15 protein-coding genes and 1 pseudogene are annotated in these 13,691 nt (G+C 71.4%); 8 read left to right on the top strand and 8 right to left on the bottom strand.

Features of this window, described 5'->3' with window-relative positions:
• Positions 1-92: 92 nt before the first annotated feature.
• Positions 93-332, bottom strand: coding sequence for a hypothetical protein (locus tag AB0E62_RS38850; protein ID WP_362205484.1), 240 nt, complete (start codon positions 330-332; stop codon positions 93-95).
• Positions 333-528: 196 nt separating this feature from the next.
• On the opposite strand from AB0E62_RS38850, the gene AB0E62_RS38845 reads away from it, so the two are divergent.
• Both AB0E62_RS38845 and AB0E62_RS38840 read left to right on the top strand, forming a co-directional pair.
• Positions 529-681 (top strand): hypothetical protein, encoded by a 153-nt coding sequence (locus tag AB0E62_RS38845; protein ID WP_362205481.1) that lies wholly within the window; start codon positions 529-531, stop codon positions 679-681.
• A 413-nt stretch (positions 682-1,094) separates the two neighbouring features.
• Complete coding sequence (locus AB0E62_RS38840; RefSeq protein WP_362205478.1) at positions 1,095-2,876, top strand: serine/threonine-protein kinase; 1,782 nt, start codon at positions 1,095-1,097, stop codon at positions 2,874-2,876.
• Positions 2,877-3,059: 183 nt separating this feature from the next.
• Here AB0E62_RS38840 and AB0E62_RS38835 read toward each other — a convergent pair whose 3' ends face one another.
• A complete protein-coding gene (locus AB0E62_RS38835) occupies positions 3,060-3,860 on the bottom strand; it encodes a hypothetical protein (RefSeq protein WP_362205475.1) in 801 nt (266 codons plus the stop codon).
• Between the two features lie 185 nt (positions 3,861-4,045).
• Between AB0E62_RS38835 and AB0E62_RS38830 the strand changes: the two genes are divergently transcribed.
• From AB0E62_RS38830 to AB0E62_RS38820, 3 genes are all read left to right on the top strand, one after another.
• Complete coding sequence (locus AB0E62_RS38830) at positions 4,046-4,534, top strand: helix-turn-helix transcriptional regulator (protein WP_362205472.1); 489 nt, start codon at positions 4,046-4,048, stop codon at positions 4,532-4,534.
• Between the two features lie 79 nt (positions 4,535-4,613).
• On the top strand, positions 4,614-5,228 hold the full coding sequence (locus AB0E62_RS38825; RefSeq protein ID WP_362205469.1) for a hypothetical protein: 615 nt from the start codon (positions 4,614-4,616) through the stop codon (positions 5,226-5,228).
• Positions 5,229-5,322: 94 nt separating this feature from the next.
• Positions 5,323-5,676 (top strand): DUF2516 family protein, encoded by a 354-nt coding sequence (locus AB0E62_RS38820; RefSeq protein ID WP_362205466.1) that lies wholly within the window; start codon positions 5,323-5,325, stop codon positions 5,674-5,676.
• 148 nt (positions 5,677-5,824) lie between these two features.
• Here the strand turns inward: AB0E62_RS38820 and AB0E62_RS38815 are convergent, their stop codons facing one another.
• The 3 genes from AB0E62_RS38815 to AB0E62_RS38805 form a co-directional block, all read right to left on the bottom strand.
• Positions 5,825-7,126 carry a fused response regulator/phosphatase gene (locus AB0E62_RS38815; protein ID WP_362205463.1) on the bottom strand — a complete coding sequence of 434 codons (1,302 nt, stop codon included), beginning with the start codon at positions 7,124-7,126 and terminating at the stop codon, positions 5,825-5,827.
• A 270-nt stretch (positions 7,127-7,396) separates the two neighbouring features.
• Positions 7,397-8,464, bottom strand: a complete 1,068-nt coding sequence (locus AB0E62_RS38810) for an NlpC/P60 family protein (RefSeq protein ID WP_362205460.1) — start codon at positions 8,462-8,464, stop codon at positions 7,397-7,399.
• A gap of 200 nt (positions 8,465-8,664) precedes the next feature.
• Complete coding sequence (locus tag AB0E62_RS38805; RefSeq protein WP_362205457.1) at positions 8,665-9,459, bottom strand: class I SAM-dependent methyltransferase; 795 nt, start codon at positions 9,457-9,459, stop codon at positions 8,665-8,667.
• Between the two features lie 259 nt (positions 9,460-9,718).
• Here AB0E62_RS38805 and mshA point away from each other — a divergent pair, with 259 nt between their 5' ends.
• Both mshA and AB0E62_RS38795 read left to right on the top strand, forming a co-directional pair.
• Entirely contained in the window at positions 9,719-11,053 is a 1,335-nt protein-coding gene (mshA, locus tag AB0E62_RS38800) for a D-inositol-3-phosphate glycosyltransferase (RefSeq protein WP_362205454.1), read from the top strand.
• Positions 11,046-11,546 carry a YbjN domain-containing protein gene (locus AB0E62_RS38795; RefSeq protein ID WP_362205451.1) on the top strand — a complete coding sequence of 167 codons (501 nt, stop codon included), beginning with the start codon at positions 11,046-11,048 and terminating at the stop codon, positions 11,544-11,546. Before mshA ends, AB0E62_RS38795 begins: the two co-directional genes overlap by 8 nt.
• 3 nt (positions 11,547-11,549) lie before the next feature.
• On the opposite strand, the gene AB0E62_RS38790 is transcribed toward AB0E62_RS38795, so the two are convergent.
• Positions 11,550-12,182 carry a hypothetical protein gene (locus AB0E62_RS38790; RefSeq protein ID WP_362205448.1) on the bottom strand — a complete coding sequence of 211 codons (633 nt, stop codon included), beginning with the start codon at positions 12,180-12,182 and terminating at the stop codon, positions 11,550-11,552.
• A 53-nt stretch (positions 12,183-12,235) separates the two neighbouring features.
• Positions 12,236-13,063 (bottom strand): AraC family transcriptional regulator, encoded by an 828-nt coding sequence (locus tag AB0E62_RS38785; protein ID WP_362205445.1) that lies wholly within the window; start codon positions 13,061-13,063, stop codon positions 12,236-12,238.
• 49 nt (positions 13,064-13,112) lie between these two features.
• On the opposite strand from AB0E62_RS38785, the gene AB0E62_RS38780 reads away from it, so the two are divergent.
• Positions 13,113-13,538 (top strand): DUF2000 domain-containing protein, encoded by a 426-nt coding sequence (locus AB0E62_RS38780; protein WP_362205442.1) that lies wholly within the window; start codon positions 13,113-13,115, stop codon positions 13,536-13,538.
• 63 nt (positions 13,539-13,601) lie between these two features.
• Here AB0E62_RS38780 and AB0E62_RS38775 read toward each other — a convergent pair.
• A pseudogene (locus AB0E62_RS38775) lies at positions 13,602-13,691 on the bottom strand (carboxymuconolactone decarboxylase family protein); the annotation flags it as partial.

Raw genomic sequence — 13,691 nt, 5'->3', positions numbered from 1 at the left:
TGGAACAGCTCCCACAACTCGTCCGGCACCAGCCGCTCAACGATCCCCACCACGGCCGACAGCCTACCCAGGCAGCCAAATGAGATGGTGTCTTAGTGGACCTCCCAGCTCCGCCTGTCCGGGCCGGCTCCGGACGGCTGGCGGCGGAGCGGGTTCAACTCCGCGCTGTCGTAGGTGCGGTGACCCAGACGGATGCCGTAGGAGTTGATCCGCCGCCGACAGCGGGGCAGCAGCTCGATGTACCCGTCCGGGCTGAGCGGGACCGGGACGTGCCCGGCCGCCGCGACCAGGGCGGCGTACTTCTCGTTCGGAGTCAGCGCCTTTCCGGGCATCAGCGGGTCCCGCAGCCCGTCGTGGGGCCGGTTCTGCCAGTGGACGGTCCATTCCTGGAGCAGTTCTTGAAGCTGGTGGATTGTCCAGAGGACTTCCGCGGCAGGATCGGTGCCCCGGTGTAACGCCTCCGACCGGCAACGCGCGGCCGAGATCTACAGCCGCTTCAGGACGCTGGCTGACGCATACGGCGAACGCTTGCAACTGATCATCGCCGACAATGACCCCCCGCCCATCACCAGCGAATCCTTCGGCAAGGTGGAGTTCGACTACGAGAACCCCATGGTGCCCGGCGTGGATCACCCCGGCCCTGATCAGGTCACTCGCATCGAGAGCCAGTCAGATAGCTGACGACCTGGGTGTCTCGCGAGAGACGGTACGCAAGTGACGGTCCCGGTTCGCCGCGAACCGGCTGGAGAGCCTGGCGGACCGACCGCGTTCGGGGCCACCGCGAAGGAACACCGACGAGCAGGTTGAAGCTCTAGTCGCCAGAACTCTCGGCCAGGCGCCACCGACGGGTGATTCGCACTGATCGACACGTCCGACGGCCGAGGCGGAGGGCATGTCGCAGTCGGCCGTCTCGCGGATCTGGCGGGCGTTCGGCCTCAAGCCGCACATCGTGGAGACCTGGAAGCTGTACCGACCCGCAGTTCGTGACCAAGGTCCGCGACGTGGTGGGCATCTACCTCGCCCCGCTGGAGAACGCTTTGGTCCTGGCGGCAATTGGCCGACGTCACCGCCCCCAGGGTCAGTAGGGTGGATTCATGCCGAAGAATGAACCGTTCATCATCGACGGAGTCACTTACGACCGCGATTCAGCTCCGGGAGAGGGCGGATCAGCCGTGGTGTGGAAGGTTCGCCGTAAGCCCGACGGTCAGGTGTTCGCAGTCAAACGGATTGAGAAGGACCGCGACGCGGACTCCGCTCGCAACAAGCGTTTCAAGCAGGAGATCGGGTACGGGCAGACATCGAGCCACCCGAACGTCGTAACTATCCACGCGCGCTCAGAGGACGCGAACTTCTTCTACTACGTCATGGACTTCTACCCTATGACGCTGCGAAACGTGATCAACGACGAAACCGATGCTGACGTGCTTCTCGACTACGCGCGCCAGCTCTGCGATGCGCTCGCGTACGTGCACGGCGACGGCATAGTGCATCGCGACATCAAACCTGAGAATGTCCTCGTCGACCCTGATGCGCGTCGGCTCGTCCTGGCCGACTTCGGCATCGCGCATTTCAAGGACTCCTCGCTCACGAATCGCGGGGACCTCTTGGTGAACCGGAACTACCTCGCTCCCGAGCAGATGGTGAGGAACAACGCCCTCGGTATCGGCAAGCCGGCGGACATCTTTGCGCTCGGCCTCGTCATAACCGAGATGTTCACGAAGCAGAACGCCCGAGGGCGACGACACGCGCTTGTGCGCGACCGCTACCCTTTCCTGGCAGACCTCGACTTGATCATTGAACAGATGCTGCTCCAAGACGAGGCGCAGCGGCTCCGCATCGACACCGTACGCGGCATGCTTCGGGTAACCCTTCAGCGGCTGAACTCGGCAATCGAGGAGATCTCCGATGATCTGCGCCCCACCGAAGCGTCCGCCGACAGGTCGTCCGGTGAGGTCGAGCGGATCCTCGGCCGTGCCGCGAGAGACGTGCTGTCGGCGAAGCATGTCTTCGAGCGGGTCGCCGATGGAGAGCTCGACCGATTCAACCTCAACTATCACTGCGAGGTTGCGTACCGGGTGAGCACGGAGCTGTTCAATACGTGTGCTCAAGCCGTTGTTTATGCCTCGTGCAAGGCGAAGTTCGACTCTGAGGGCGCCGGGCGGTGGGACGAGAACGACGACGCTCGCGTGGTGTCGGCCGCTAAGCCCGGACTCCAACGCGAGCTGGAGACGATTCTGGCTGATTTCCCCCTCCCTCGGTCTTCGCTCTGGAGCGGTCTGCCACGGCGGTCGGCTCACTTGTTCCGGTTCTGCAAGGACTACCACTGCGAAGAGCTGCTGACGAGCATCCGTGAATCTGTCTACGGTGAAGGCAATCGCTCGTTGCAGGCGAATCTGATCGACGCCCCGATCCTCTGGATCGCCCACTGGATGCGTACGAGTCTGGACACTGACTACCTGGAGTTCGACAAAGCAGCTCGCGAGGACATCGGCTTCGAGCGACACCTCTCGGTGCTCTGGGACAAGACGCTTCCGTTGGATTCGGCCCGAGAAGCGGTGGGAGCGGATCTGTTGACCGAGCCACTCAACGCCGACCGCGTCGCCGGCACACTGCAGGCGCTTGAAGCGAAATGGGATGTCTCCGTGGGAGAGCTCGTAGACGGTGGGTACTCGGTCATGTTCCGGTCACGCAACACGTACCGCTGCTTCCACGACGAGGCGCTCGCCCTCGCAGAACCGGGCTCAGTATTCGAAGCCGACGTCCTCGATCTGCTCCGCCCTGAGGCGGAGTTCGACGACCTCGTCGCACTCACATGGGATCGGGACTTCGACGTGGCCATCACGCTCGGGAAGGTCCTCGGCACCCGCACACGCTAGTGTCCTGAGTCCAAAGCTCCAGCCGGACAGGGCGATGCGGCTGCTGCGGCCGCTGGGCCGGGTTGCGACTGCGACCTGGAGGATCTGCTGGTGAGGCGGCGTCGATGGCGTGCCCCGATATGGCGCTATCCCGCCGTGGCGACGGGATCGGCTCCTACTCGCCGAAGCTTGGCGTTGCCCAGGTCAGTTGGCGGCGCCCCGGCGAAGGCGACGCCGGGGGACGATGTCCCCAGAGACACCGAGGTGCGCGGTGGCTTGATCAAGCTCCTCGGCCAGCAACTGCTCGCTGAGGATGGAGTCGAGTATCCGGCCGGCCTGGATCAGGCACACGGCCGTCCAAATGACGTCGTTCAGGCCACTCTCCCTGGGCTTGTTGCGCAGTTCCCAGCCGCCGGCCCGGGTGGGATGGAGATACAGCTGCGCCGTCTCTCGCGTGGTGTGGGAGTAGGAGCTGAGGTGCCGGTAGGGCAGATAGCCTTCCTGTTCCCCGAACGCTGCCATCAGGTCGGCAGTGTTCCGGATCTCGTTCGTCAGCCGGACGACCTCAAGGTCCGGGTAGGCGGTGCGTTCGTCGACGGCGGCACGGACCTTTGCCTCGACCTCGTCTCCCCCGACATCCCACCCAGCCCGCTTCGCGTTGGTGATCAGCTTGAGGAGCTGGTCGTCGCTGTAGGCGTCGACGGCCTGCACCGCCGCGCCGCCGCCGTCGACGAGCCAGGCCATCGCCACAGCGTGCGTCATCAGGTTCCGCATCACCGGTGCGACGACGAACCCGTTGCCGTTCTTGGCCGCCTCCGCCACCACGCGGGCGGAGTCCGAAATCAGCATCCACCAGCTCCACGCGACTGGTGCCACTGCCTCGTGTTCGCGGAGGAAGCCGACGCCACCCACTCCGGAGGCCATCCTGTCGCGGGCGGCCAGCAACTGGTCGATGACGTCGAGAGCACGCCGGGCCGTGGCCTCATCATGCGCAAAATCGGGCACAGCGCCAATCTTTGGCGCCGCAGCCCGAAACCGCCCCACAATTTCCGACTGGATCCGGATGGCGACAGTTGTCGTGCAAAAGCGACACCTATCGTGCTCAGGCTCACCCACCCTTCGCGACACCCCGACACACTTTTGCAAGCGGGTGCTTGCAAAAGTTAGCGAGGGTGGGGCAAGGTGGAGGCATGGCATCGCTGAACGTCGGCAATCTCGGTGAGTACCTGCGCGAGCAGCGGCGGAACGCCCAGCTGTCGCTGCGGCAGCTCGCCGACGCCGCCGGGGTGTCCAACCCGTACCTGAGCCAGATCGAGCGCGGGCTGCGCAAGCCGAGCGCGGAGGTGTTGCAGCAGGTCGCCAAGGCCCTGCGCATCTCCGCCGAGACGCTGTACGTCCGCGCCGGCATCCTCGACGCCGAGCGGGACCGGGACGAGGCCGAGACGCGCGCCGTCATCCTCGCCGACCCCTCGCTCAACGAGCGGCAGAAGCAGGTGCTGCTCCAGATCTACGAGTCCTTCCGCAAGGAGAACGGATTCGGGACCGGCGAGCCCGCCGGGCCGGCGCGGGACGGGGAGGACCCCATGGACCAGGGGACCGGTGGCGGGAGCAGCAAGGCCGGCGGAGGCGATGCCGCCGGAAGCGACATCGACGGGGGTCGGCGGCGGACGGCCGGATAACGCCGGACCAGGGCTCGGACGCCCGCCGCGGACCTCGTCAACCCAGCCGAACGCGAATCCGATCCGGGAGGATCCCACCATGGCCATCACCGACGACCTGCGCAAGACGTTCAGCGACCCGACCCCGCTCTACTTCGCCGCCGGCACCGCCGATCTGGCGCTCCAGCAGGCCAAGAAGGTGCCGTTCCTGGTCGAGCAGCTCCGCACGCAGGCCCCGGCCCGCATCGACGCCGTACGCAACACCGACCCCAAGGCCGTGCAGGAGAAGGCCGCCGCCCGTGCCAAGGAGGCGCAGGAGGCCCTTCAGGCCAAGGTCGGCGAGATCTTCGGCGCCCTCGATGTGAAGAAGCTCGGCGAGACCGCCCAGGACCTCGCCCTGCGCGGGGTCGGCGTCGCCGCCGAGTACGCGGTCAAGGCCCGCGAGACCTACGAGAAGGTGGCCGAGCACGGCGAACAGGCCGTGAAGACCTGGCGCGGCGAGGCCGCCGAGGAGATCGAGGAGCTGGCGATCGCCGTCGAGGGCAAGCCCGAGCCGGTCGAGGTCCGGGACGAGGAGCCGAAGGCGACGGGGACGGGGCCCGAGCCCGCCGCGGCGGAGGAGTCCGCGGAGGAGAAGCCCGCGGCGAAGAAGGCGCCGGCCGCCCGCAGGACCACCGGCGCGAAGAAGACCACCCCGTCGGCCGGGGGAGAGTGACCGGCCGGACGGGCCCGGGCCGGGCACCTCTGGGGTGTCCGGCCCGTTCTATGGGTACGGTGGCGGCGTAGCAGGGTTCGCGGATCGACGGACGGTGGACGGCATGCTGATGTTGGGCTTCGCGGGGTTCATGGGCATCTTGAAGATCATCCTCATGGCCCTCGCCGCGGTCGGGCTGTTCGACGCCGCGTTCCGGCGGGAGGACGCCTTCCGCGCCGCCGACAAGCAGAACAAGGTCTTCTGGCTGATCATCCTCGGCATCGCGCTGGTGGTCAGCTACCTGTTCTCGATCCTGTCCATCCTGCCGATCGCCGGCGCGGTCGCCAGCATCGTCTACCTCGTCGACGTCCGCCCCGCCCTCCAGCAGGTGGGCGGCGGCCGCGGCGGTGGGCGCCGCCGGGGCAGCAGCAGTGACGGCCCGTACGGGCCGTGGAACGGCGGCCGGTAGCGCCGGCAGCGGCATCCCGTCGAGATCCCCGCGCCCCGGAGGCGAGCCACGGCTCACCCGCCTGAGGGGCGCGGGCCCTACCGGCGGGCGGCTCCGTCACGCGGGCGCGACCGGCGACGGACGGCCCGCACCCGGAACCGGGCCCCTTTCACGCCGCCCGGTCCAGCAGCACCACGGCCACGTCGTCCGTCAGCTCGCCCCCGTTCAGCTCCCGGACCTCGTGCACCGCGGCCCGCAGCAGCTCCTCCCCGCGCAGCCCCTCGGCCAGCTGCCGGCGGATCATCTCCACCATGCCGTCCTGGCCCAGCCGCTCCCCGTCGACGCCGACCCGGCCCTCGATCAGGCCGTCGGTGTAGAGCATCAGGCTCCACTCGGCCCCCAGCTCCACCTGCATCCGGGGCCAGCGGGCGCCGGGCAGCAGGCCCAGGGCGGGGCCGTTGTTCTCGTAGGGCAGCAGCCGCGGCGCCCGGCCGGGGCGGGCGATCAGCGGGGCCGGATGGCCGGCCAGGCACAGGCCCGCGCGGCGGCCGTCGGGGGCGATGTCCACCGTGCACAGCGTCGCGAAGGTCTCCTCGTCGGCGCGCTCGTGCTCCAGCACCTGCTGGAGGGTGTTCAGCAGCTCGTCCCCGCACAGCCCCGCCAGGGTCAGCGCCCGCCAGGCGATGCGCAGCTCCACGCCGAGCGCGGCCTCGTCCGGGCCGTGCCCGCACACGTCGCCGATCATGGCGTGCACGGTGCCGTCCGGGGTGCGGACGGCGTCGTAGAAGTCGCCGCCGAGCAGGGCCCGGGAGCGGCCCGGACGGTAGCGGGCGGCGAACCGCAGCGAGGAGCCGTCCAGCAGCGGCGTGGGCAGCAGGCCGCGCTCCAGGCGGCGGTTCTCCTGCGCGCGCAGCCGGCCCTCGGCGAGCCGCCGCTCGGCCGTCTCGGAGCGCTTGCGCTCCACCGCGTAGCGGATGGCGCGGCTGAGCAGCCGGCCGTCCAGCTCGTCCCGGAACAGATAGTCCTGGGCCCCCACGCGCACGGCCTCGGCGCCGCGCTCGGCGTCGCCGGAGGCGGTCAGCGCGAGCACGGCGTGCCGGGGCGCGAGCCGCAGCACGTGCCGGAGCACGGCCAGCTCGTCGTCGGTGTCGTCGCCGCCCGGCGCCGGGAGCGCCAGGTCCAGCAGGATGCAGTGGACGTCGTCGGTGAGCAGCCGCTCGGCCTCGGTGAGGTTGCGGGCGGTGCGCACCCGGATCGGCTTGCCGGCCGAGTCCAGCAGGTCGGGCACGATCGGCGAGCCGGCCGGGTCGTTCTCGATCAGCAGCAGGGTGAGAGTGGCGCCGGTGCCGTGCGCGGGCGTGGCGTCGCGGTGTGCCTCTTCCTTGAGGGGGCCGCCGACGGCCTGCGGGGCCTGCGCGTGACCACTCTCCACGGCCGGGATCGCTCGCTGCCGCGGTACGGGTACGGGCATCGTCTTGGGTTCCTTCCCTCCCCCCGAGGGCACGGCGGCGTCGAGGGTCTCGACCCACCGACCGGTGACCATAGCGTCTGGGACCGCCCCGGCGGAATGGTGTGAGTCGGGTCGCTCCGCCGCCCGCCGCCGTCATATGCCGCGTTCCGTACCGCAGTTGGACACGCCGACGGGCCGCCCGGGATGACGAAGCTCACGTCTGGGGGGAGTTGGCCGTGCGGTGGGTCACGTGACGCGGGTCACCGGCGGCGGGGGCGTGCGCGGGGCCCGTCACGCGTCCGGTCGTACGACGCCCAGGATCGGCATCGAGCCGGCGCCCGCCTCCGTCACCGTACGGCCGGGGCGCGGGGCGTGGATGACCGTGCCGTCGCCGATGTACAGCGCGACATGGCTGGCGTCGTCGAAGTAGATGACGAGGTCGCCGGGGCGCATGTCCTTGACGGCCACGTGCGGCAGCCGCCGCCACTGCTCCTGCGAGGTGCGCGGCACGGGATGCCCGGCCGCGGCCCAGGCCTGGGAGGTCAGGCCCGAGCAGTCGAAGGAGTCCGGGCCCTCGGCGCCCCACACGTACGGCTTGCCGAGCTGCGCGGTGGCGTACTTCACGGCCTTCTCGCCCGGCGCGGACGCCGTGCCGTGGGCGTCCTTCAGGACGCCGGTGTCCAGCCAGGCCGTCTGCGCCTTCTTCGCGGCCTCCCGCTCCAGCTGGGCCAGCCGCTCCTTCTCCTTCTTCTCCAGCCGGGACTCGAGCTCCTTCGCCGCGTCGATCTGCTGCTCGGTCTTCTTCTTGGCGGCGGCCTTCGCCCTGCGGTCGCTCTCCAGCCGCTTCCGCCGCGCGGCGGCGTCGTCGGCGTAGGTCCGCAACTCCTGTTGGGCGCGGGTCATGTCGGCCATCAGTCCGGTCGCCGCGCGCTGGCCCTGGAGCATCCGCCCGGTGCCGTCCAGGAACCGCCCGGGGTCGTCGGTGAGCAGGAACTGGGCGGTGGAGGACAGGCCGTTGGTGCGGTACTGGTCCCGGGCCGTCGCGCCCGCCTGGTCCTTCAGCGCGTCCAGCCGCCGCTGCCCCTGGTCGAGCTTCCGGGCCAGCTCCGCGATCTCGGCTGACTGCTCCTTCACCTTCTCCTCGGCCGCGTTGTAGGCGTCGGTGGCCACGGACGCGTCGTGGTAGAGCTTGTCGAGCCTGGCGCGGACCTCCTCGAGGTCCTTGTCCGGCAGGGGAGTCACCGCCGGCGCGGGTATGGGCGCGGGGGCCGCGAACGCCGTGCCGGGCGCCGCGAGGACGGTCACCGCGCAGACCACGGTCAGGGCGGCCGTGAGCAGGCCGCGCTTGCCCGAACCCATACCTGTTCCCCCAAACTGATTTACCGTCAGTAACTTACGGTCGTCTGAGGGATCGTGCCACGGTCGCGCGCAAAGCGACAGAGGCCGTCGGGGAGCGGGTACCTCCGGCCGGCCGCCGGGCACGGCGATCACCTCGCCGATGTGACGAACGAGGCGCGCGATGCGTTCCCCCTCGTACGCGTGTCCGGGTCGGACGGCGGTCAGCCCACCGGCGCCAACGCGCCCCAGGCGACGGTGACTTCGCCCTGCCGCCAGCGCACCGGGGTGTCCGTCACCGGCCAGTCGGCGGTCAGGTCGCGCACCGCGCGCAGCCAGCGCTGGCGGGCGCCGTAGGCGGCGTAGGGCGCGGCGGCGGCCCAGGCGCGGTCGAAGTCGCGCAGGAAGGCGTGCACCGGCTCACCCGGGACGTTGCGGTGGATCAGCGCCTTCGGCAGCCGCTCGGCGAGATCGGAGGGGCGCTCCAGGGAGCCCAGCCGGGTGGCGAAGGTGACCGTGCGGGGCCCCTCCGGACCGAGCGCCACCCACACGTGCCGGCGGCCGATCTCGTCGCAGGTGCCCTCCACCAGCAGTCCGTCCGGCGCGAGCCGCGCGCACAGCTGCCGCCACACCGGGGCGACCTCGGCCTCGTCGTACTGGCGCAGCACGTTCGCGGCCCGGATCAGCACCGGCCGCCCGGGCACCGGCACCTCGAAGCCGCCGTGCCGGAAGACCAGGCCGTCGCGCTCGTACGGCCGCGCCGCCGCGACCCGGGCCGGTTCGATCTCGACGCCGACCACACGGGTGCGGGGCGCCGCCGCGCGCAGCCGGGTCAGCAGTTCCACGGCGGTCCAGGGGGCGGCGCCGTACCCGAGGTCGACGGCCACGGGGTCGCTCGCCCGGCGCAGCGCGGCGCCGTGCGCGGCCGCGATCCAGCGGTCCATGCGGCGCAGCCGGTTCGGGTTGGTGGTCCCGCGCGTCACCGTGCCCACGGGCCGGGACGCTGCGGGGGCTTTCATGTGTACGAGGGTAAGGGGCGCCCCGGCCGACGCGGGCCGTGGACGGGGGCGAGGACCCCCTGGGCCGACACGGGCCGTGTGCGAGGGTGAGGGGCCTCTCGGCCGACGCGAGCCGTAATCGAACCATTGACCGATAATAGGTAATGATTCGGTAAAGCCGCTTGATCGGGAAATGGCAGGGCACTCGCCCGCTGTTGGAGCACGTGGGAGGGCGCGGTGGGCCCTCCTACGGCATGCCCGCACCAAGGAGGTCCGCCACGTGAGCCAGTACGTCAGCAGGCTCGGGCGACGCTCCCCGTCGGCCCCCCGGCTCCGGCTGCACCGCAGACCCCGGCGGGTCGCCATGCTCTCCGTGCACACCTCCCCGCTCCACCAGCCCGGCACCGGCGACGCGGGCGGCATGAACGTCTACATCGTGGAGCTGGCCCAGCGGCTCGCCGAGATCGACATCGAGGTCGAGATCTTCACCCGGGCCACGACCGGCGGCCTCCCCTCCGCCGTCCAGCTGGCCCCCGGCGTCCTCGTCCGGCACGTCGACGCGGGCCCCTACGAGGGCCTGGCCAAGGAAGACCTCCCCGCCCAGCTGTGCGCCTTCACCCACGGCGTGATGCAGGCGTGGGCCGGCCACCGCCCCGGTCACTACGACCTCGTCCACTCCCACTACTGGCTCTCCGGGCACGTCGGCTGGCTCGCCGCCCAGCGCTGGGGCGTGCCCCTGGTGCACGCGATGCACACCATGGCCAAGGTCAAGAACGCCAACCTGGCCGAGGGCGACACCCCCGAGCCCGCCGCCCGCGTCATCGGCGAGACCCAGATCGTCTCCGCCGCCGACCGCCTCATCGCCAACACCGCCGAGGAGGCCGGCGAACTGGTCCGGCACTACGCGGCCGACCCCGCGAAGGTCGCCGTGGTCCACCCCGGCGTCAACCTCGGCCGCTTCCGTGCCGCCGACGGCCGCGCCGCCGCCCGCGCCCGCCTCGGACTGCCCCAGGACGCCCTGGTCCCGCTCTTCGCGGGCCGCATACAGCCGCTGAAGGCGCCGGACGTGCTGCTGCGCGCCGTGGCCGTGCTGCTGGAGCACCGCCCCGAGCTGCGCTCCCGCCTCGTCGTCCCGGTCGTCGGCGGCCCCAGCGGCAGCGGGCTCGCCAAACCGGAGGGGCTGCAGAAGCTCGCGGCCCGGCTCGGCATCGCGGACGTGGTGCGCTTCCGCCCGCCGGTCGGGCAGGAGCAGCTCGCCGACTGGTTCCGGGCCGCGTCCGTCCTGGTCATGCCCTCGCACAGCGAGTCCTTCGGCCTGGTCGCCATCGAGGCGCAGGCGGCCGGCACCCCGGTGCTCGCGGCCTCCGTCGGCGGCCTGCCGGTGGCCGTGCGCGACGGCGAGACCGGTTTCCTCGTCCAGGGCCACGACCCGGCCGACTACGCGCGCGTGCTGGGCCGCTTCGCCGACCATCCGGACCTCACCGAGCGCATGGGCCGGGCCGCCGCCCGGCACGCCCAGTCCTTCGGCTGGGACACGGCCGCCGCCGTCACCGCCGACGTCTACACGGCCGCGACCCAGTCCCACCGCCGTCGCGTACGCTCCCACCATGGCTGATGTCGAGAAGGCCGGGCAGGTCCTGGAGAGCGTCTTCGAGGACGCGGAGCTGGAGTGGGAGCGTCCCGAGCCCGGGAACTACGTGGTCCGGCTCCCCGGCACCCGCAAGCTCTCCACGACGGTCTCCTTCCTCGTCGGCCGCCACTCCCTCTCGCTGAACGCCTTCGTCATCCGCCACCCCGACGAGAACGAGCCCGGCGTCCACCGCTGGCTGCTGGAGCGCAACCTCAAGCTCTACGGCGTCAGTTACGCCGTGGACCGCCTCGGCGACGTCTACGTGACCGCCCGCCTCCCGCTCGCCTCGGTCACCCCGGACGAGGTCGACCGCATCCTCGGCCAGGTCCTGGAAGCGGCCGACGGCGCCTTCAACACCCTGCTGGAGCTGGGCTTCGCCTCCTCGATCCGCAAGGAGTACGCCTGGCGGGTGGCGCGCGGCGAGTCCACCAGGAACCTGGAGGCGTTCTCGCACCTCATCGACCGCCCGGCGGACTGACTCCTACCGCCCGGGGGCTCGGGACGGCTCCGGCCGGGGGGCCGGGGTCCCGGCACCCCGGTCGAGTTCATCGGCGAACGCCCGCAGCGCGTCGGCCAGTTCCTTCTTGGTCGGGAGCTGGTCGACCTTCTTGTCCAGCTCGGTGACGCGCCGGTTCAGCTCCTCGAGGCTCGGCGTCCCGGTGGGCCCGTCCGTGGGTCCGGGGCCGTCCGGGTCCGGGTCGGTGCCGCCGTCGGTACCGGCGGAGGTGCTTCCGCCGGTGCCGCCCCCGTCCGTGAGCGCACCGGTGCCGCCGGAGCCGGAGACGCTGCCCTCCTCCGGCTGTCCGTCGGAGGCGCCCCCGCTGTCGGAGCCCCCGCCGTCGGACGTGCCGCCCGACGACGTGACGCCGACGGACGTCCCTCCGCTGTCCGGGTCGGGGTCCGACAGGACCGTGGCCGCGGGGCCGCTCCCGTGGCGCGGGGTGTCGTCCGACGGGGCCGCGAGTGCCACGCCGACGCCGAGGGCGATCAGGGCCGCGGCCCCCGCGACGGCGACCGGGAGACGCCTGAGCGGCAGCGCGCGGGCGCGGGCGGGAGTGGAGGCGGTCGCGTCGTGAGAGGCCGGTGTGTCCTGCGCTTCCGGTGTGTCAGTCATGCGGGGAGGCTAACCAGCGGTGTCCGGCGGACGGGAGGCTTCCGCGGAACCCCTCACCCACCGCCGGGCGTCCCCCGGCCGCTGCGGGCGCCGTTGCGGTAACGGCCGGGGGTCACCCCGACCAACTTCCGGAAGTGCCGGGTGAGATGGGCCTGGTCGTAGAACCCGGTGGCCGAGGCGACCTCGCCCGGCGGAACCCCGTCGAGCAGCAGCCGCCGGGCCCGTCCGATCCGCCGGGACATCAGGTACCGGTGCGGTGCGATGCCGTACGCCCCGCTGAACGCCCGTACCAGGTGCGCCGGATGGGCGTGCAGCGTCCGCGCGGCCTCCTCCAGGGAGACCCCGGGGACCACCCGGGCGTCCAGCAACTCCCGCAGCCGGCGGGCGAGTACGGGGTCCCGGAACCGGCGCGGCGCACCGGCGCGCGGCCGCAGATGGAGCCGCAGCCGCTCCGCGACCAGCGTCAGCCTGCTCTCCGCCTCCAGCTCGTCACCGGGCCGGGCGAGGGCGGAGTGCAGCCCGGCGACGCGCGTCCGGAGCACGGGGTCCCGCAGGTCCGGGGAGTCCACGGCCGCACCGATCAGCTCCTCCCCGAGCCGGCTGCCGTCGAGATACACGACCCGCTTGCGGAAGCCCCCCGGTGTGGCGGGGGAGCCGTTGTGCGGTACGTGCGGCGGCAGCAGCGACACGGTGTCGTGCGGGGTGCCGTGCCGGTGCCGGTCGAGGTCGTACCGTACGGCCCCGTCGTCCACGATCAGCAGCGTCCAGGCGTCGTGGACGTGCATCGGATAGGCGTACTCCGTGAAGCGGGCGTGGAACACCTCGGTGACGCCCGGCACCCCGGGGCGCCACGCGGTGACGAGGTCCTGACCGGCGGCCATGCAAAAAACGTACAAGACCCGGCCGTGGCGCGGAGGGGAGTCTCGGTCCATGAACACCGAACCCCTCCGCTTCGACACGAAGATCGCCGTACTGCTGCGCGAGGACCTGGAGCCCTGGCAGCGCCTGAACGTCACCGCCTTCCTGGTCAGCGGCCTCGGCACCGCGTCCCCCGAGGTGATCGGGGAGCCGTACGAGGACGCGGACGGCGTGCCGTACCTGCCGATGTTCCGCCAGCCGGTGCTGGTCTTCGAGGGCACGAAGGAGACCCTGGACGCAGCCCACGGCAGGGCGCTGGGCCGGGCCCTGCCGCGCGCGGTGTTCACCTCGGACCTGTTCGCCACGGGCAACGACCGCGACAACCGCGCCGCGGTCCGGGCCGTCCCGACGGACGGCCTGGACCTGGTGGGGCTGGCGGTGTACGGCCCGAGGAACGCCGTGGACAAGGTCCTCAAGGGGGCGCGGATGCACCCGTGAGCGGGCTCGGCCGCTGTTCGGCTCCGCCGGTGTGCGGGCCGGGCTCAGCCGGACTTGCCGGGCTCAGCCGAACATGCCGGGCTCGTAGTCGCCGGCCGGCTGCTGGACGAGGACGTTCGCGCGGTTGTAGGCGTTGATCAGCGCGATGAGCGC

The sequence above is a fragment of the Streptomyces sp. NPDC038707 genome, assembly GCF_040636485.1.
Lineage (GTDB): Bacteria > Actinomycetota > Actinomycetes > Streptomycetales > Streptomycetaceae > Streptomyces.
Note: the sequence above shows the minus strand (reverse complement) of the source record. Positions and strands in the feature narration are given on the sequence as shown.

Bases quoted from the DNA above. Each gene is read 5' to 3' on its own strand.
- AB0E62_RS38840 (WP_362205478.1), top strand. From the start codon at position 1,095: ATGCCGAAGAATGAACCGTTCATCATCGACGGAGTCACTTACGACCGC.
- AB0E62_RS38810 (WP_362205460.1), bottom strand. From the start codon at position 8,464: ATGGGTTCGGGCAAGCGCGGCCTGCTCACGGCCGCCCTGACCGTGGTC.
- AB0E62_RS38825 (WP_362205469.1), top strand. From the start codon at position 4,614: ATGGCCATCACCGACGACCTGCGCAAGACGTTCAGCGACCCGACCCCG.
- AB0E62_RS38785 (WP_362205445.1), bottom strand. From the start codon at position 13,063: ATGGCCGCCGGTCAGGACCTCGTCACCGCGTGGCGCCCCGGGGTGCCG.
- AB0E62_RS38790 (WP_362205448.1), bottom strand. From the start codon at position 12,182: ATGACTGACACACCGGAAGCGCAGGACACACCGGCCTCTCACGACGCG.
- AB0E62_RS38780 (WP_362205442.1), top strand. From the start codon at position 13,113: ATGAACACCGAACCCCTCCGCTTCGACACGAAGATCGCCGTACTGCTG.
- AB0E62_RS38805 (WP_362205457.1), bottom strand. From the start codon at position 9,459: ATGAAAGCCCCCGCAGCGTCCCGGCCCGTGGGCACGGTGACGCGCGGG.
- AB0E62_RS38830 (WP_362205472.1), top strand. From the start codon at position 4,046: ATGGCATCGCTGAACGTCGGCAATCTCGGTGAGTACCTGCGCGAGCAG.
- AB0E62_RS38815 (WP_362205463.1), bottom strand. From the start codon at position 7,126: ATGCCCGTACCCGTACCGCGGCAGCGAGCGATCCCGGCCGTGGAGAGT.
- AB0E62_RS38850 (WP_362205484.1), bottom strand. From the start codon at position 332: ATGCCCGGAAAGGCGCTGACTCCGAACGAGAAGTACGCCGCCCTGGTC.
- AB0E62_RS38795 (WP_362205451.1), top strand. From the start codon at position 11,046: ATGGCTGATGTCGAGAAGGCCGGGCAGGTCCTGGAGAGCGTCTTCGAG.